The organism is Aquihabitans sp. G128 (genome assembly GCF_019048865.1).
Taxonomy (GTDB): Bacteria; Actinomycetota; Acidimicrobiia; order Acidimicrobiales; family Iamiaceae; genus Aquihabitans.
The window spans coordinates 1,465,099-1,481,886 of record NZ_CP077604.1 but is presented as its reverse complement, the minus strand read 5'-3'; the positions used below and the strand labels follow the sequence as shown (position 1 = coordinate 1,481,886).

Sequence of the window (16,788 nt, the reverse complement as noted above, 5' to 3'; positions counted from 1 at the left end):
AGCCGCGTGCCATCCTCGAGCACGAGCGAGGCGGGCCCGGCGGGGGAGACCTGCTCGCCCGGGCGCAGCACCTGGAGCGGGGTCGGCGTCGGTGGGCGCTCAGCCGGATCGTCGGTGGTGGCGCCCATGGCGCGCCGGAGGCGGGCCACCGCTTCGGCCCCGGGCTCCTGCCAGCCGCCGAACACGTCGAGGTAGCCGGGCTCGATGCCCCAGGGGGCCAGCCCTTGCGGATCGTCGGCATCGGGGGGCGTCACGGGCATGGGTCCATCATGGCGGTGCCCGGCGGCGCCGGGTGTCCCGCCAACGGAGGTTCCCGCCACACCTGGTGGCCTGGCCCGGAGCAGCCGGGGCCCGGGCCTAGACTGCCCACCGTGGGCCGCACCCTCATCGAACGGCGTCTGCGAGACGTGTCCGACCGCCTGAAGGCCGTCGCTCGTGATCTCGCCGTTGCCGAGGAGCAGCTCGCCCACTTCGCCGACGACGCCGACGAGGCCCGCCTCCGGGCCCTGGTCTCCGAGACGCCCGGGGCCGAGCAGGCGCACCGCGAGGCCCAGCGCCACGCGGAAGCCATGCGCCGCCACCGTGACGAGCTGGTCGCCGAGGTCCGCCAGCTCGAAGCCGCCCAGGACGACCTGCTCGACCGGCTCGTCGCCGCCGGAACCTGATCTCCCCACATTGGAACCACACAGGAGCGCAACGGTGCCCACCCGTGTCGTGATCGCCGAAGACGAAGCGATCATCCGTCTCGACCTCAAGGAGACCCTCGAAGAAGAGGGCTACGAGGTCGTCGCCGAGACCGGCCGAGGTGATGAAGCCGTCGAGCTGGTCCGCCAGCACAACCCCGACGTCGCCATCCTCGACATCAAGATGCCCGGCCTCGACGGCCTGTCGGCTGCGCGGGAGATCGCCGGCGAGCGCCGCTCGGCCGTGGTGATCCTCACCGCCTTCAGCCAACGCGACCTCATCGAGCGGGCCCGTGACGCCGGGGCGCTCGCCTACCTCGTGAAGCCGTTCCAAAAGGCCGACCTGTTCCCGGCCATCGAGGTCGCCCTCGGGCGCTTCCAGGAGCTCAAGGCCCTCCACGACCAGGCCACCTCGCTGGGGGACCAGCTCGAGACCCGCAAGGTGGTCGACCGGGCCAAGGGCCAGCTCATGGACCACAACGGCCTCACCGAGGCCGCCGCCTTCGGCTTCATCCAGAAGACCGCCATGAAGGAGCGCCAGACCATGCGCCACGTGGCCCAGCGGGTGCTCGACGGCGACCTCGCCCCTGCGGGCACCTGACCTCGTCGGTCCGCCGCCGCGGTCCACGACCGGTCGCCGGGCAGCCCGGTCGGCCAGCCCGCGGCTCGCTCACTCCACGGTGACGGACTTGGCCAGGTTGCGGGGCTGGTCGATGTCGCGGCCGAGCTGCAGGGCGCAGTGGTAGGCGAGCAGCTGCAGCGGGATGCCCAGCAGCAGCGGCGCCAGCTCGGGGGCGGTGCGCGGCACGCGCAGCACGGCGTCGGCGCCGTCGACCGGGGCTGACGAGTCGGTCACCACGATCACCGGGCCCTTGCGGGCGCGGATCTCGGCGATGGTCGACAGGTTCTTCTCCCACAGCTCGTCGTCGGGCACCACGGCCACGGTCGGCACGGCCGGGCTGACGAGGGCGAGGGGACCGTGCTTGAGCTCGGCACCGGGGTACGCCTCGGCGTGGACGTAGGAGATCTCCTTGAGCTTCTGCGCCGCCTCGAGCGCCACGTGGTGGCCCCGCACCCGGCCGATGAAGAAGGCGCTCTCGGCGCCGGCCAGGCGCTCGGCCACCGCCGCAACCTCTGCCTCGGCGTCGAGCACCTGTTGGATCTGCGCCGGCAGCGCGTCGAGGGCGGCGATGATGCGGCCGCCGTCGGCCGGCCCGAGGTCGCGGGTGCGCCCGAGCTGCAGCGCGAGCAGGGCGAAGGCCACGCCGGTGGAGGTGAACGTCTTGGTGGAGGTCACCGACACCTCGGGGCCGGCGTGCAGGAAGATCCCGGCGCCGCACTCCCGGGCGATGGTGCTCCCGGGCGTGTTGACGACCCCGATCACCGTGCCGCCCTTGCGCTTGATCTCCTGCACGGCGGCGAGGGTGTCGAAGGTCTCGCCCGACTGGCTCACCGCCACGTAGAGCGTGTCGGGCTCGATGATCGGGTTGCGGTAGCGGAACTCGCTGGCCGCCTCGGCATCGGCGGGGATGCGGGCCAGCGTCTCGATCTGCAGCGCACCGGCGAGGCCGGCGTAGAAGGCGGAGCCGCACCCCAGGACCTTCACCCGGCGCAGGGCGAGCACCTCACGGGGGTCCATGCGCAGGCCGCCGAGGTGGGCGGTGGCGAAGCGGCGGTCGAGCCGGCCACCGAGCGCCCGCTCCACCGCCACCGGCTGCTCGTGGATCTCCTTGTGCATGTGGTCGCGGTGGCCGCCCTTGTCGTACGCCGTGGCCACGATCGGCGTGCGGGTCGGGGCCTTGGTGGTGGGCACGGCGTCGAGGGTGAAGGTGCGGTACCCGCCCGCGCGGACCACGGCGAGCTCCCGGTCGTCGAGGTGGACCACCTGGTCGGTGTGGCGGATCACCGCCGCAGCGTCGGACGCCACGAACATCTCGTGCTCGCCCACCGCCAGCAGGACGGGGCTGCCGTTGCGGGCCACCACGATCCGGTCAGGCTGGTCCTGGTCCACCACCGCGATGCCGTAGGCCCCCTCCACCAGCAGCAGCGCGGCGCGCACCCGGTCCTCCAGCTCGTCGTGGTCCTGGGCGGCGATGAGGTGGGCCAGCACCTCGGTGTCGGTCTCCGACGCGAAGGCCACGCCGGCGAGCACGGTGGCCTTCAGCTCCGAGGCGTTCTCGATGATGCCGTTGTGCACGACGGCGATGCGGCCGCTGGCATCGACGTGGGGGTGGGCGTTGGCGTCGGTGGGCTCGCCGTGGGTGGCCCAACGGGTGTGGCCGATGCCGACCTTGCCACCGAGCCGCTTCGGTGCGCGGGCGGCCACCTCGCCCACCCGTCCCGCCGCCTTGTGGACCCGCAGCGCGGAGGTGCCGACGACCGCGATGCCTGCGCTGTCGTAGCCGCGGTACTCGAGGCGCTGGAGCCCCTCGAAGAGGATGGGGGCCGCGGGCTGGCGACCGAGGTAGCCGACGATGCCGCACATGGGTTGCTCCTTCGTGGTGCCGGCGGAGCCCGGCTAGCCGTAGATGTGGCGCCGGACCTGGCGCTCGGTGAGGGTGGGCGCAGCCACCGGCCGCTGGGCCAGCTCCTGGACCAGGAGGGCGAAGATGGCCGGGTTGGCCAGGCCGGCGGCCTGCAGCTCGCGGTGCCGGCGGCGGAGCAGGTCCTCGACGGGCTCCTGGAAGGCGGCCACCACCTCCTCGACGATGCGCCGGCACGTCTCGGGCCGCAGCGGGGTGCTGCGGGCGAGGTGCGCGACCACGTCGGCGATGGGATCGGGTGCGTCCACGAGGCGACATCCTCCGGGATCGGCGATGGGATGCCAAGGATCTTGCCCGAGATCGGGCAAGATCGTCCCGCTCGTCCGCTCCCGTCCGGTCGTTCGGGGCTCCCACCCGCTCGGTGGTGGTCCGCCCTGCCGCCGGTGACGAGGCGGGGCGGGGCGCCGTAGTGTCGGACCCCTATGCGGTTCATGTTGATCGACGGCAACTCCCTGGCCTACCGGGCGTTCCACGCCCTGCCCACCGACCTCGTGACGGCTTCGGGCCAGGTCACCAACGCGGTCTTCGGCTTCACGTCGATGTTCATCAACCTGGTGCGCGACCACGAGCCCGACGCCATCGCCGTGGCCTTCGACCGGCCCGAGCCCACGTGGCGCCACGAGCGCAACCCGGAGTACAAGGCGGGCCGCACCGCGGCGCCGGACATCCTCCGCCAGCAGCTCGGCCTGGTGCGCCAGGTGGTCGAGACCCTCGGGGTCACCTTCATCGACAAGGCCGGCGTCGAAGCCGACGACATCATCGCCACGCTGGCCACCCAGGCCAAGGAGCGCGGCGACGACGTCCTCATCGTCACCGGCGACCGCGACAGCTACCAGCTGGTCGAGGACCCCCACGTGCGGGTCATCTACAACAAGCGCGGGGTCTCCGACTACGCCAACTACGACGAAGCCGGCATCCTCGAGCGCACCGGCGTGCACCCGCGGGACTACGTCCAGTACGCCGCGCTGCGCGGCGATCCGAGCGACAACCTGCCCGGCATCCCCGGCGTGGGCGAGAAGACCGCCGCCAAGCTGATCAACACCTACGGCGGGCTCGACGGCATCTTCGAGAACGTCGACGCCCAGACGCCCAAGCTGCGCCAGAACCTCGCCGAGTTCGAGCAGCAGGCGCGCGGCAACGTCGAGATGATGGTGCTCGACCGCGCCATCGACCTGCCCATCGGCCTCGACGACATCGGCTACCCGCACCCCGACACCGAGGAGGTCCGCAGCCTCTTCGACTTCCTCGAGTTCCGCAGCCTCTACGAGCGGCTGGCCGAGGCGCTCAAGGCCGACCTGGGCGGCTCGCTGCCCGACGCCGACGTGCTGGAGGCCGAGGTCGAGCACGTGGCCGACGCGGCGCGTGCCGTCGAGGTGCTCGATGGCCTCGCCACCGACGACGGCGTGCTGGCCGTGGCCGCCACGTGGTCCGGCGTCGAGGGTCGCACGCCGCTGGACGGGCTGGCCCTCGTGGTCGACAGCGCCGGCGCCGAGGTGGCGTGGCTCCCTGCGACCGTGCTCGCCGAGCCGACCGTCGACGAGGCCCTGGGGCGTGCTGGCCGCCCGGCCCATCGCCGCCCACCCGGCCAAGCCCATCCTGCGCAGCCTGCTCACCGCGTCGCCCGACCGGCCGCTGCCGCGCATCGCCGTCGACACCACGCTCGCCGCCTACCTGCTGGATCCGGCCGAGACCCGGTACGCCATCGACGAGGTGCTGCGCCGCTACGCCCAGCTCGAGCTGCCGGTGGGCAACGCCGCTCCCGAGGGCCAGCTCGACCTCAGCGGCGACGAGAGCACCGTCGACGAGGGCCAGCTCGCCGGCCGCCGGGCCCTGGCCGTCGACCGCCTGGTCGACCCGATCCTCGCCGCCCTCGACGCCCAGGGCTCTCGCAAGCTGCACGACGAGCTCGAGACCCCGCTGGTCGCGGTGCTGGCGCGCATGGAGCACCTCGGCGTCGGCGTCGACCGGGCCGAGCTGCAGGGCCTGGCCGACCGGCTCAGCGCCGAGGTGGTCGAGCTCTCCGCCGCCATCCAGGAGGACGCCGGCAAGGAGTTCAACGTGAACTCCACGCCGCAGCTGCGCACGATCCTCTTCGACGAGCTCGGCCTCGAGCCCACCAAGAAGACCAAGACCGGCTACTCCACCGACGCCGCGTCGCTCGAGAAGCTGTCGGGCCAGCACCCGATCATCGACCACCTCCTCCGCTACCGCGAGGTGGAGAAGCTCCGCTCCACCTACGGCGAGGGCCTGCTGGCCGAGGTCGCCGCCGATGGCCGCATCCACGCCACCTTCAACCAGACCGTCGCCCGCACCGGGCGGCTCTCCTCCGACGCGCCGAACCTGCACAACATCCCGGTGCGCTCGGAGATGGGCAAGGAGTTCCGCAAGGCCTTCGTGCCGGCCGAGGGCTTCGAGCTGCTGGTGGCCGACTACAACCAGATCGAGCTGCGCTGCATCGCCCACCTCGCCGAGGACCCGGGGCTGATCGCCGCCTTCGAGGCCGGCGACGACATCCACACCGCCACCGCGGCGCGCATCTTCCACGTGGAGCCGGGCGACGTCACGGGCGCCCAGCGGGCCAAGTCGAAGATGGTCTCCTACGGGTTGGCCTACGGCATGGAGGCCTACGGCCTCGCCACCCGCCTCAACATCCCCCGGGCCGAGGCGGCCGAGATCCTCGACGCCTACTTCACGGCCTTCCCGGCGGTGAAGGCCTACATGGAGCGCACCGTGGCCGAGGCCCGCGAGCGGGGCTACACCGAGACGCTGTTCGGCCGCCGGCGGCCCATCCCCGAGCTGGCGTCGAGCAACCGGGGCATCAAGCAGGCGGGGGAGCGCCAGGCCATGAACGCCGGCATCCAGGGCCTGGCGGCCGACATCTTCAAGGTGGCCCTGATCCGCCTCGACGACGCGCTCGACGAGCGCCGGGCCGAGAGCCGGGTGGTGCTGCAGGTGCACGACGAGGTCATCCTCGAGGTGCCCGCCGCCGAGCACGACGACATCGGCGCCCTCACCCTCCAGGTCATGCGCGGCGCCGCCGAGCTCCGGGTGCCGCTCGAGGTCAACCTCTCCTTCGGCGACAGCTGGGCCGCCGCCAAGTAGCGACCGGCCTGCAGGCTCGTCGTCCCCGGACGGTGACCTGACGGTCCGTCAGCTTTTCGACGGGCGCCGCGCTAGACCGTGGCGCCATGACCACCACCCCCGAAGAGGTTGCCGCCAACGTCGCCGTCGTCGAGGCCTTCTGGGCGGCGCTCGGCCGTCGCGACTTCGCCGCCGTCGGTGCGCTCATGGCGCCCGAGGGCCACTACGTCGACGTGCCGGTCCTGGCGCTCGACCCCGGCGCGTTCGGCCCCGCCGAGACCGAGGCCCGCCTGCGCATCGGGCTCGAGCCGCTGCTGGCCTACGAGCTCCACGACGGCCCGATCGTGGCCAGCGGCAGCTTCGTCGTGACGGAGCACTCCGAGACGTGGACGTGGGAGGAGGGGCTGAGCCACACCCTCCGCTTCACCTCGGTCCAGGAGCTCGCCGACGGCAAGGTGGCGCGCTGGTGGGACTACCTCGACTTCACCGAGCTCATGGCCGCCGCCCCGCAGTGGTGGCTCGACCACATCGCCGCCGGCTACAAGTAGCCGCCCTCCATCCCTGCGGACCCGGGCGTCAGCCCAGGGGGAAGCCGACGATGGCCTCGAGCTCGGCGAGGGCCTGGGCCGGGTCGCCGACCTTGATGGTCTGCATGCCCATCGCGCGCCGGCTTGAGGTTGATGCCGAGGTCGTCGAGGAACACGGCTTCGCTCGGCTCGATGCCGAGGCGGGTGCAGGCGATTTCGTAGAACTCGGGGTCGGGCTTGCGGACGCCGACGACGCTCGACTCCACCACCTCGTCGAAGAGGGCGACGATCTCGGCCATCGCCGGGTTGAACTTCGAGGCCGGTGACGTTGTTGGTGAGCAGCGCGGTCTTGAGGCGCTCGCCGCAGCGGCGCACCGCCTCGACCATCTCGGGGCGCACGTCACCGGCGAGCAGGCCCAGCACGTCCCACCCCGGCACGCGGTGCCCGGCGCGCGCCGACTCCTCTTCGAACGCCGCTGCGAACCCGTCGAGGTCGACCTCGCTGCGCTCGAGCTGCGCCCACGCGTTGGTGTCGGGATCGGTGGCGTTCACGCCGCGGATGAAGTCGACGGGAAGGCCGTGGTCGACCTCGTAGCGGGCGAACGCGTCGAAGGGGCTCGACAGGATCACGCCGCCGAAGTCGAACAGTGCTGCGGTCACGGTCACGGCTGCTGATGGTACGGCGCCCTCGCGTGGGCGACGTGAACCGTTGTGCAGCAACGATCCCGTCGGTGCACCGAACCATGATCCCCCCTGCGCGTCAGGTAGCTGCTTGACTTGGGAGCCACATGGCCATGCAACACGTCGTCGTCGACGGATCCAACATCGCCACGGAGGGCCGGACCGCTCCGAGCCTCGCCCAACTCGACGAGGCGGTTCGAGCGTTCCTCGACGCCTACGGAGATGTCGCGCTCACCGTCGTCGTCGATGCCACCTTCGGGCACCGCATCGATGACAGCGAGCGCGAGGAGTTCGAGGCAGGCATCGTGAACGGCGAGCTGGTGTCCCCACCGGCTGGTGCGATCGGCCGGGGTGACGCGTTCATCCTGCAGATCGCCGACAAGGCCGGCGCCTCCGTGTTCTCCAACGACTCCTTCCAGGAGTTCCACGGCACCTACGACTGGCTCTTCGACGAGGGTCGCCTCGTCGGTGGCAAGCCGGTGCCCCACGTCGGCTGGGTGTTCGTCCTGCGGACCCCCGTCCGTGGGCCCACCAGCCGGCGCGCCACGCGCGAGTCGAAGGGCACGCCGAGCAAGCGCCTCGGCGCCGCGCCGGTCCCGTCGAAGCCGCCGCCCCGCGCCCGTCGCGGGAAGGCCGAGCCGTCGACGGTCGGCGCCGACGCGGACCCGGTCGACGAGCCGTCGACCGAGGCCGCACCCGCCAAGTCGGGTGGCCGCAAGCGCGGCGGTGGCCGCCGTGGCGGATCCACCCCCAAGGTCGCCGAGGCGACCACCGAGATCGCCGACACCTCGGTGTCGGAGACGTCGTCCTCCTCCGGGCGCAACCGACGTCGTCGGGTCAGCGGCAAGGCCGCCGACCCCATCAACGAGCCGATGCCGTTCCTCCAGTTCGTCACCGACCACCCGGTCGGCAGCGAGGTGGAGGCCACGGTCGATCGGTTCTCGTCGCACGGGGCCTACGCCGTCTCCGACGGTGCCCAGTGCTACATCCCGCTGAAGGCGATGGCGGATCCCGCTCCCACCAAGGCCCGTGAGGTCCTGACGGTGGGCGAGACCCGAACCTTCGTGGTCACGGCCTTCGATTCCCCCCGGCGGGGCATCGACGTCGCACTCCCCGGTGTGGTGGTGCCCGACGTGTCGTCCGGACCTTCAGCAACAGACCGTCACGACGACGGGCTCCCCGCCGGGGAGCACCAACCAGCCGAGGAGGCACCCAGCATGGCAGTGACAAAGAAGGCTCCGGCCAAGAAGGCGGCCGCCGCCAAGAAGACCGTGGCCAAGAAGGCGACCGTCGCCAAGAAGGCCGTGGCCAAGAAGGCGGTGGCCAAGAAGGTCGCTCCCGCGAAGAAGGCCGTGGCCAAGAAGGTCGCTCCTGCGAAGAAGGCCGTGGCCAAGAAGGCGGCGCCGGCCAAGAAGGCTCCGGTCGCCAAGAAGGCGGCTCCGGCCAAGAAGGCTCCCGCCAAGAAGGCGCCGGCCAAGAAGGCTCCCGTGGCCAAGAAGGCGGCTCCGGCGAAGAAGGCTCCGGTCGCCAAGAAGGCGGCTCCGGCCAAGAAGGCCCCCGCCAAGAAGGCCCCGGCGGCCAAGAAGGCGGCTCCCGCCAAGAAGGCGCCGGCCAAGAAGGCTCCGGCGAAGAAGGCCCCGGCCAAGAAGGCCTGAACACCACCCCGCACACTCCTCGCTGGTAGGGGGTCGGGCGCTGCGGCGCCCGGCCCTCTCCTCGGGTCAGGCCCGAACGTCAGGGCCGGGGTGCTCCGCCCTGTCGTGGCGGGCCACCAGCTTGGTCACCCATCGCTCCATGGTCGCGGGATCCAGGGCGCCGGGCACCACGAAGCCACCATCGAGCACCCACGTCGGCGTCGACGAGACGCCGACCTCGCGCGCCCGGGCCATGGCGTCGTCGACCAGCGGCGCGCCCTCGCCGCGGTCGACCAGGGCGCGGACCGCGTCGGCCGGCGCGTCGGCCGCCGCCACGATCGCGTCGAGCACGTCGGCGTCGTCGAGCGGATCGCCGGTGGCGAACTGGGCGGCGAAGAGCCCTCGGTGGACGGCGGCGAACGCCTCGGGGTGGTGGCGGCGGACCAGCTCGGCGGTCTCGAGGGCCCGGCGGGTGTTGGGCATCCGCTCGGGGCGGCGGAAGGGCAGGTCGGCCTCGGCGCACTCGGCGGCGATCCGGTCGAACGTGGCGGCGAGGCGGCCGTCGGCTCGCACCCGCCGACCTTCGGGCCCGATCTCCGGGTGCAGCTCGTAGGGGAGGTGCACCACCGTCACGCCGAGCCGGCTGAGCAGCGCGTCGCGGTGCTGGCCGACGTAGCACCAGGGGCAGAGGTAGTCGCTCCAGCAGGTCGCTTCCACGGGACGAGCGTAGGCCCGTGACCGGTCGCGGAGCCCGACGACCGACGCCAGATCGGCCGGTAGGGTGGCCCGGTGCGCATCGCCACCTGGAACGTGAACTCCCTCAAGGCCCGCCTGACCCGCGTGGAGGAGTGGCTCACCGACGTGCAGCCCGACGTCGTGTGCCTCCAGGAGACGAAGCTGGCCGACGGCGCCTTCCCGGCCATGGCGTTCCAGTCCCTCGGCTACGAGAGCGTCCACCACGGCGAGGGCCGGTGGAACGGCGTGGCCATCCTCAGCCGGGTCGGCATCGAGGACCCCGTGAACGGCTTCGGCCCGGACGACCCCGACACCGACGCCCGCCTGCTGTGGGCCACCTGCGGCGGCATCCGCATCGCCAGCGCCTACGTCCCGAACGGTCGCTCGCTCGACGACGACCACTACCAGTACAAGCTCAAGTGGCTGGGCCAGCTGCGCGACCGCCTGCAGTCGGCCGAGGACCCGGCCCGGCCCGTGATCGTCGCCGGCGACTACAACATCGCTCCCACCGACGCCGACGTGTGGGACCCGAAGCAGTTCGTCGACGCCACCCACACCAGCCAGCCCGAGCGGGACGCGCTGGGCGAGCTCGAGGCGTGGGGCCTGGTCGACACGTTCCGACTCGTCCAGCCCGAGCCGAAGCTCTTCAGCTGGTGGGACTACCGGGCCGGTCGCTTCCACAAGCACGAGGGCATGCGCATCGACCTGGTGATGGGCACCAAGGCGGTGGCCGACCGCGTCACCTTCGCCACCATCGACCGCAACGCCCGCAAGGGCCAGCTGCCGTCCGACCACGCGCCGGTCATCGTCGACCTGGCCGACGAGGAGCGCTCGTGACCGACCAGCCCGACCAGCCCGAGCGCCCGGCGTTCCTCGACGACCCCAAGTGGTCCACCGACTACCTGCCCAAGATGGCCGGCGAGGCCGACCCCGAGCGCCTCTCCATGGTCACCCAGCGGCTGCAGGCGGCCTCGTCCACCGGCGAGCTGTCGCCGCGGCGCCAGGCCCTGAAGGACCTGGCCGACGCCAGCCGCCTCCTCACCGACCGGCTGGTGGCCACCGACGCGCCGATCGAGGTCATCACCGCCGCCACTGCCGAGGTCGCCGCCGCGGCCGCCCGGTTCGAGGATTTCCACCAGGGCACGCTCTACGGCTTCAGCGAGGCGGCCAACGCCGGTGCTCGGGAGGACCCGCTCTACGACCACAGCCCGATGATCGGCATCGGCAACCCGCTGGCCCCGCCGCTCACCATCCGCGAGGTCGACGGCGTGATCGTGGCCGACGCCTGGTTCGGCCAGGCCTACGAGGGCCCGCCGGCGTGCGTGCACGGCGGCTACGTCGCCTGCGCGTTCGACGAGGTGCTCGGCGCCACGCAGTCCCTGTCCGGTGCACCGGGCATGACCGGCACGCTGACGGTCCGCTACGAGCGGCCCACGCCGCTCCAGACCGCGCTCCGCTTCGAGGGGCGCCTGGTGGGAGTCGAGCGTCGCAAGATCTTCGTGGAGGGCGCCTGCTACGCCGGCGACGTCCTGACCGCCACCGCCAAGGGCACCTTCATCTCCATGCAGCCCGGCGCCTTCCTCGACATCATCGCCGAGCGCGAGGCGCGCCAGGCCGAGCAGCGCTGAGCAAGCCTCGGGGGCTCGGTGGCTCAGGCGCCGAGGTAGGCGTCGACGGCCGGCGCCTCGGCCGTGAGGTACTCCTCGAGGCCTGACACGATGGCCTGCTCGACCTTGCCGCCCACCAGCGGGGCCCGCACCTTGAGGTCACCGGTGACGGTGCGGCGGGCGCCGTCGCCGTCGGCCACCACCCGGAAGGTGCCCGAGGCCTTGAGCCGGTCGGGGTAGTGGTCGGGCTTCAGGACGAAGGTGGTCGAGCCCGACCCGAGGTCGTGGCTGGTCTCCTGGACCCAGGTCAGCTTGTCGGCGTCGATCACCGCGGTGACGGCGCCGGGGAGGTGGCCGGTGAAGCGGAAGCGGATGCGCAGCGTGGCCGAGTCGGCCGTCCGCTCGCTGCTCAGCACCTCGAGGCCGCCGAGCTTCGGCAGGCCGACGAGGGTGGGGTACAGCTCCGGATCGGCGTAGGCGTCGATGACGTCGGCGGCCGACGACCGGTAGCGCTGGGTCAGCTCGAAGTGCATGTGGCGCCGTCCTCGGTGGGTCCCCTGGCCGATCAGCGGCCGGCGGGCACCGAGGTGCTCGCCGGCGGACCGGCGTCGTCGCCGAGGTGTTCGGCGACGATCGCCAGCAACCTAGCCCCGTGCCGTTCCCGGGCGAGGGGACCGAGGCCCGGCTGCTCGGCCAGCGCGGCGCTCGACCTCGGGCGGTTGCGGGCGACCGCGTCGAGGGCGCGGTCCGAGAGCACGACGGTGGGCCGGACGCCGGCGCGGCGGCCCTGCTCGGCCCGCCAAGCACGCAGCGACGCGGCCACCGCCGCGGTGAGCACCGCAGGGTCCGGCTCGACCTCCGGCGGTTCGGCCAGCGCGGCGCGGGACCGGTCGATGGCCCGCTCCGGCACGGGGGCGGCCGCCTCGGCGCGCCCCAGGTCGGTGACCGTGCCGCGGACCCAACCGAGGAACGGCGAGGGCGCCCGGTCGACGGGGTCGGAGCCGAAGGTGCGGGTCTTGGCCCAGCTGCAGCGGAGGACATCGGAGGCGCGCGTGACGGCCACGTAGAAGAGCCGCTCCTCCTCCCGCTTGGCCTCGGGGCTGCGGGCGTGGCTGATGGGGACGTAGCCGGCCTCGACGCCGGCCAGGTGCACCACGTCCCACTCGAGGCCCTTGGCGGCGTGGAAGGAGGCGATGGTGACCGCGTCGGCCGCGCCGGGCCCGTCGTCGAGCAGCACCGTGCGCAGCCAGCCGGGCAGCGCGTCGGTGCGGGCCGCCGGCTCCAGCACCAGCAGCTCGTTGCCGAGCCGCACCACCTGTTCGAACGCGCCGAGGCGCCGGCCGGCAGCGGTGTCGGGGAGCTCGCGGGCCAGCGGGGGCGGGGCGTCGTCGTCGAGGTCGTCGTCCCACGCGCTGCCGAGCAGCTCGGCGCGCTGGCGGGCGACGCTGGCGTCGAGGTCGGCCAGGGTGGTGGACAGCGGCTCCGACAGGCGGCCGAAGCGCTTGAGCAGGTCGCGCACGTCGGGGTCGTCGAGGAACTGGTGCGCGCCCCGCACGCGGTAGGGGATGGCGGCGCGGCGGAAGGCGGCCTCGATGACCGTGCCCTGGGCGTTGGTGCGCACCAGCACCGCCTGGGCCGACCACGGTCGGCCGGGGCCGTGGTGCTCGCGCACGGCGCGGGCGATGCCGTTGGCCTCGTCGCCGTCGGACTGGTAGCCGACCACCACCGGCAGCGGGCCGTCGCCGCGGTGGGCCACCAGCGGCCGCGCCGGGCCGCGCCCCGCGGCCAGCACGGCGGCCGCCACGGCGAGCACCTGCGGCGTGGAGCGGTAGGAGTCGCGCAGCTCGACCACCTCGGCCCCAGGGTGGTGGCGCTCGAAGTCGAGCAGGAAGCCGGCGTCGGCGCCGTTCCAGCCGTAGATGGCCTGGTTGGCATCGCCCACCACGCACAGGTCGCGACGGTCGCCGAGCCACGCCCGCAGCAGGCGGTCCTGGAGCGGGTTCACGTCCTGGTACTCGTCGACGAAGAGGTGGCGGAACCGCCAGCGCTGGGCGGCGGCGAAGCTCGGGTCCCGCTCGATCTGGTCTGCCGCCCGGGCCAGCAGGTCGTCGAAGTCGATGATCCCGCGCTTGCGCTTGTCGATCTCGTAGCGGCGGTACCAGTCGGCGATGCGCTCGGGGTCGACGGCGGTGAGGCGCCCGGCGCGGTGGACTGCGTCGACGTAGCCGTCGGGGGCCACGAGACGGGCCCGGGCCCACTCGATCTCGGTGGCCAGCTCGCCGGGGCGCACCCGGGTGGTGTTGCCCAGGATGCGGGCGAGGAGCCGGCCCTTGCGGTCGAGCAGCACGGGCGGGGTGGTCCCGGCGCCGGCCCAGGCGGTGCGCAGCTGGGCGTAGGCCAGGGCGTGGAAGGTGCCGGCCGCCGGCAGGTCGCGGAGGCCGAAGGTGCGCAGGCGGGTGTCGAGCTCGGCCGCGGCCTTGCGGGTGAACGTGACGGCCAGGACGTGGCGGGCGTCGGCGTCGCCGGTGAGGCACCGGTGGGCGATGCGACGGGTGAGCACCCGGGTCTTGCCCGAGCCGGCCCCGGCGAGGATGGCGAGGGGGTGGGTGGTGGCGGTCACGGCGCGGCGCTGCGCGGGGTCGAGCCCGTCGAGCAGCCGTTCCGGATCCATCGCGCCGAGCGTAGGGGCCGGGCCCACATCGCCGTCCCGAGGCCTGGTCTCGTCCTAGGCTCCCGCCGTGGCCTTCCCTCGCAACCTCCTCAACGAACGGGAGGAGCTGGTCCTCGACCTGCGCCCCCACTGGTTCTTCCTCGCCAAGCAGGCGCTGGCGCTGTTCGTGGCCGTGGTGTTCGGCATCGCCGTGCTGGCCGCCCTCGACAGCGGCTCGGCCAAGTCGGTGCTCAGCATCGTCGCCGGCATCGCCGTGGTGGGCACCCTCGCCTGGTTCGTGTGGACCTACCTCGTGTGGAACACGACGATGTTCGTGCTCACCAGCGACCGCATCGTCACCCGACGCGGCGTGCTGTCGAAGCAGGGGGTCGAGATCCCCCTCGAGCGGGTCAACACCGTCTTCTTCAAGCAGTCGGTCTTCGAGCGGATGCTCGGCTCGGGCGACCTCGCCATCGAGTCCGCCGGCGAGCGTGGCACCGAGTCGTTCTCGAACATCCGCAAGCCCTCCATCGTGCAGAAGGAGATCTACGTGCAGATGGAGCACAACGAGAACCGGAAGTTCGACCGCATCAACCCGGCGCCGGCGGCCGCCGCTGCGGCCACCGACCCCACCGCGGTGCAGGGCGGTGCCCAGTCCATCCCCGAGCAGATCGAGAAGCTGGCCGAGCTGCACCAGCGTGGCGTGCTGAGCGACGCCGAGTACCAGCGCAAGAAGGCCGAGCTGCTCGACCGCATGTGATGGCCCGGCTCCGGGTCGTCAGCCTGGTCCCGTCGCTGACCGAGACGCTGCTGGCGTGGGGGATCACCCCCGTCGCGTGCACCCGGTTCTGCGAGCAGCCGTCGCTCGCCCACGTCGGCGGCACGAAGGACCCCGACGTGGCGGCCATCGCCGCGCTCGCCCCGCACCTGGTGGTCGTGTGCGATGAAGAGAACCGTCGGGAGGACGCCGACGCGCTCGTGGCGGCCGGCGTCGCGGTCCACGCCTGCTCGCCGCGCACCGCGGCGGAGGTCGAGCCGGCCCTTGCCGCGCTGGCCGCCGAGCTCGGCGTCGTGCCGCCGACCGCGGAACGTGGGGGACCGGTTCCGGCCTTGGCCCCGCTCGGGCTGCGGGCCTTCGTGCCCATCTGGCGTCGACCGTGGATGAGCCTCGCCGCCGACACGTACGGGTCGTCGGTGCTCGCTGCCCTCGGCGTCGTCAACGTCCTGGCCGACGCCGAGGCGCGCTACCCCGAGGTCGAGCTCGACGCCGTCCGGGCCCTCGCGCCGGACGTGGTCCTCGCCCCGAGCGAGCCCTACGCCTTCCGCCCCTCCCACCTGGCCGAGTTGTCCACCGTCGCCCCGGTGGTCGAGGTCGACGGCCAGGACCTCTTCTGGTGGGGCGCCCGCACCCCCGCCGCCGTCCACCGCCTCCACCGCGCCCTCCGCTGAGCCCTCAGCCGCGTCGGCCCGTGCCGCCCCCTCCCTCGGCGAACGTTGGGTCCCACACCCGTGCGCGCCGGTCCCGGACCCAAAGTTCGGGGTGGTGGCTGACCCCTGGCCGAACTTTGGGTCTCACACCCGTGCGCGCCGGTCTCGGACCCAAAGTTCGGAGAGGTGGTGCTTCCCCCGCCGGGGTTCCCATCCGCAGCGTGGTGGCCGGGCCAGCAGGGCAGCCGACCACCACGGCGGAGTGGGTGGGTGTCGCCTCTCTTTCCCGCTCGTCCGGTGGTTGGAACTGCGAACCCGAACGATCACTCGGGTGGGTGAACGCCCTGGTCAGCCCCGACATCGGGCCCGGCGCGACGACGCCCGGCCGTGCGGGCCGGGCGTCATCGGTGGGGTGGGTGCGGCGAGGGGCTAGTCGGTGCGGCGCCGGCTGCGGCCGACGGGGGCGCTGCGCACGGTGAGGCTGCGCGCCGGGATGGCGTGGTCGACCCACGAGAGGACGAGGAGCGTGCCGCCGACGGCGAGCAGAGCGGTCCCGGCGTGGGCGGCGAAACCGGTGGCGGCGGCGATGGCGAGGGCGCAGAGCCCGACGGTGAGGCGCAACATGGCCTGCTCCAGAGGTGGGGGGTGCCGGCACCGTTCCCGGCGGGCCGGAGAACGAACCCTCTCGGCCGGTCGATCACCCGGCGAGGTGAAGGCGGCGAACGGTCAGGCCACGACGTGGGCGCCGTCGGCGGCGGTGGCCAGCCATCCCTCGTCGAGTGCGCCGGGCTCGGTGAGCGCCACGACGCACCCGCCGAAGCCGGCACCCGTGAGCCGCACGCCGCGGACGCCTGGCGTGGCGGCCAGCCGGTCGACCAACGCGTCGAGCACCGGGGTCGACACCTCGAAGTCGTCGCGCAGGGAGGCGTGGCTGGCGGCCATGGCCGCGCCGGCCGCCCCCAGGTCGCCTGCACCCAGCGCGGCCACGAAGGCCAGGACGCGCGTTCTCGGTGACGACGTGGCGGGCCCGCCGCCGGAGCACGGCATCGTCGAGGCGATCGACGTCTTCCGGGTCGGTCACCAGGCGAAGGGGCCCGAGCACCGCCTCGGCCGCCTCCACCGCCGCCCGGCGCTCGGCGTAGGCCGACCCGGCGAGCTCGCGCTCCTGGCCGGAGTGCACGACGCGGACCTCGACAGCCGGCGGCAGGGCGACGGGCGT

15 protein-coding genes and 2 pseudogenes are annotated in these 16,788 nt (G+C 73.1%); 10 read left to right on the top strand and 7 right to left on the bottom strand.

Annotated elements, in window-relative coordinates; translation table 11 throughout:
- Nucleotides 1–371: 371 nt before the first annotated feature.
- Together KSP35_RS06960 and KSP35_RS06955 are read left to right on the top strand one after the other, a co-directional pair.
- On the top strand, nt 372–665 hold the full coding sequence (locus tag KSP35_RS06960) for a hypothetical protein (RefSeq protein ID WP_217000314.1): 294 nt from the start codon (nt 372–374) through the stop codon (nt 663–665).
- Between the two features lie 34 nt (nt 666–699).
- Nucleotides 700–1,284, top strand: a complete 585-nt coding sequence (locus KSP35_RS06955; RefSeq protein WP_217000311.1) for an ANTAR domain-containing response regulator — start codon at nt 700–702, stop codon at nt 1,282–1,284.
- Between the two features lie 69 nt (nt 1,285–1,353).
- Here KSP35_RS06955 and glmS read toward each other — a convergent pair whose 3' ends face one another.
- Complete coding sequence (gene glmS, locus KSP35_RS06950; RefSeq protein ID WP_217000308.1) at nt 1,354–3,168, bottom strand: glutamine--fructose-6-phosphate transaminase (isomerizing); 1,815 nt, start codon at nt 3,166–3,168, stop codon at nt 1,354–1,356.
- A gap of 480 nt (nt 3,169–3,648) precedes the next feature.
- Here glmS and KSP35_RS24085 point away from each other — a divergent pair.
- The 3 genes and pseudogenes from KSP35_RS24085 to KSP35_RS06935 all read left to right on the top strand — a co-directional run.
- Nucleotides 3,649–4,383 (top strand): annotated as a pseudogene (locus KSP35_RS24085) (5'-3' exonuclease H3TH domain-containing protein); the annotation flags it as partial.
- Between the two features lie 394 nt (nt 4,384–4,777).
- A complete protein-coding gene (locus KSP35_RS24080; RefSeq protein WP_254127021.1) occupies nt 4,778–6,328 on the top strand; it encodes a DNA polymerase in 1,551 nt (516 codons plus the stop codon).
- Nucleotides 6,329–6,414: 86 nt separating this feature from the next.
- Nucleotides 6,415–6,855 (top strand): limonene-1,2-epoxide hydrolase family protein, encoded by a 441-nt coding sequence (locus KSP35_RS06935; protein ID WP_217000303.1) that lies wholly within the window; start codon nt 6,415–6,417, stop codon nt 6,853–6,855.
- A 28-nt stretch (nt 6,856–6,883) separates the two neighbouring features.
- Here the strand turns inward: KSP35_RS06935 and KSP35_RS25655 are convergent.
- Nucleotides 6,884–7,500: pseudogene (locus KSP35_RS25655) on the bottom strand (HAD-IA family hydrolase).
- A 128-nt stretch (nt 7,501–7,628) separates the two neighbouring features.
- Between KSP35_RS25655 and KSP35_RS06920 the strand changes: the two are divergent.
- Nucleotides 7,629–9,170 (top strand): S1 RNA-binding domain-containing protein, encoded by a 1,542-nt coding sequence (locus KSP35_RS06920; RefSeq protein ID WP_217000295.1) that lies wholly within the window; start codon nt 7,629–7,631, stop codon nt 9,168–9,170.
- A 66-nt stretch (nt 9,171–9,236) separates the two neighbouring features.
- Here KSP35_RS06920 and KSP35_RS06915 read toward each other — a convergent pair whose 3' ends face one another.
- Nucleotides 9,237–9,866: a DsbA family protein gene (locus KSP35_RS06915; protein ID WP_217000292.1), complete on the bottom strand. Its 630-nt coding sequence runs from the start codon at nt 9,864–9,866 to the stop codon at nt 9,237–9,239.
- A 72-nt stretch (nt 9,867–9,938) separates the two neighbouring features.
- On the opposite strand from KSP35_RS06915, the gene KSP35_RS06910 reads away from it, so the two are divergent.
- A complete protein-coding gene (locus KSP35_RS06910; protein WP_217000288.1) occupies nt 9,939–10,721 on the top strand; it encodes an exodeoxyribonuclease III in 783 nt (260 codons plus the stop codon).
- Nucleotides 10,718–11,512, top strand: a complete 795-nt coding sequence (locus tag KSP35_RS06905; protein ID WP_217000285.1) for a PaaI family thioesterase — start codon at nt 10,718–10,720, stop codon at nt 11,510–11,512. Before KSP35_RS06910 ends, KSP35_RS06905 begins: the two co-directional genes overlap by 4 nt.
- A gap of 23 nt (nt 11,513–11,535) precedes the next feature.
- Here the strand turns inward: KSP35_RS06905 and KSP35_RS06900 are convergent, their stop codons facing one another.
- On the bottom strand, nt 11,536–12,024 hold the full coding sequence (locus KSP35_RS06900) for a DUF2505 domain-containing protein (RefSeq protein WP_217000283.1): 489 nt from the start codon (nt 12,022–12,024) through the stop codon (nt 11,536–11,538).
- 32 nt (nt 12,025–12,056) lie between these two features.
- Nucleotides 12,057–14,162, bottom strand: a complete 2,106-nt coding sequence (locus KSP35_RS06895; RefSeq protein ID WP_217000280.1) for an ATP-dependent helicase — start codon at nt 14,160–14,162, stop codon at nt 12,057–12,059.
- Between the two features lie 67 nt (nt 14,163–14,229).
- Between KSP35_RS06895 and KSP35_RS06890 the strand changes: the two genes are divergently transcribed.
- Nucleotides 14,230–14,901: a PH domain-containing protein gene (locus KSP35_RS06890; protein ID WP_217000277.1), complete on the top strand. Its 672-nt coding sequence runs from the start codon at nt 14,230–14,232 to the stop codon at nt 14,899–14,901.
- On the top strand, nt 14,901–15,590 hold the full coding sequence (locus KSP35_RS06885) for a helical backbone metal receptor (RefSeq protein WP_217000274.1): 690 nt from the start codon (nt 14,901–14,903) through the stop codon (nt 15,588–15,590). The genes KSP35_RS06890 and KSP35_RS06885 overlap by 1 nt, the downstream gene beginning before the upstream one ends.
- 408 nt (nt 15,591–15,998) lie before the next feature.
- Here KSP35_RS06885 and KSP35_RS06880 read toward each other — a convergent pair whose 3' ends face one another.
- A complete protein-coding gene (locus KSP35_RS06880; RefSeq protein WP_217000271.1) occupies nt 15,999–16,193 on the bottom strand; it encodes a hypothetical protein in 195 nt (64 codons plus the stop codon).
- 102 nt (nt 16,194–16,295) lie between these two features.
- The gene (locus KSP35_RS25650) at nt 16,296–16,511 is read right to left on the bottom strand and encodes a hypothetical protein (RefSeq protein WP_371748960.1); all 216 of its coding nucleotides are present in this window, start codon (nt 16,509–16,511) and stop codon (nt 16,296–16,298) included.
- Nucleotides 16,512–16,788: the final 277 nt, after the last annotated feature.

Excerpts from the sequence above, each read along its gene's own strand:
- glmS (WP_217000308.1), bottom strand. The coding sequence starts at position 3,168 with ATGTGCGGCATCGTCGGCTACCTCGGTCGCCAGCCCGCGGCCCCCATC.
- KSP35_RS06935 (WP_217000303.1), top strand. The coding sequence starts at position 6,415 with ATGACCACCACCCCCGAAGAGGTTGCCGCCAACGTCGCCGTCGTCGAG.
- KSP35_RS06920 (WP_217000295.1), top strand. The coding sequence starts at position 7,629 with ATGCAACACGTCGTCGTCGACGGATCCAACATCGCCACGGAGGGCCGG.
- KSP35_RS06900 (WP_217000283.1), bottom strand. The coding sequence starts at position 12,024 with ATGCACTTCGAGCTGACCCAGCGCTACCGGTCGTCGGCCGCCGACGTC.
- KSP35_RS06895 (WP_217000280.1), bottom strand. The coding sequence starts at position 14,162 with ATGGATCCGGAACGGCTGCTCGACGGGCTCGACCCCGCGCAGCGCCGC.
- KSP35_RS06885 (WP_217000274.1), top strand. The coding sequence starts at position 14,901 with ATGGCCCGGCTCCGGGTCGTCAGCCTGGTCCCGTCGCTGACCGAGACG.
- KSP35_RS06880 (WP_217000271.1), bottom strand. The coding sequence starts at position 16,193 with ATGTTGCGCCTCACCGTCGGGCTCTGCGCCCTCGCCATCGCCGCCGCC.
- KSP35_RS25650 (WP_371748960.1), bottom strand. The coding sequence starts at position 16,511 with ATGGCCGCCAGCCACGCCTCCCTGCGCGACGACTTCGAGGTGTCGACC.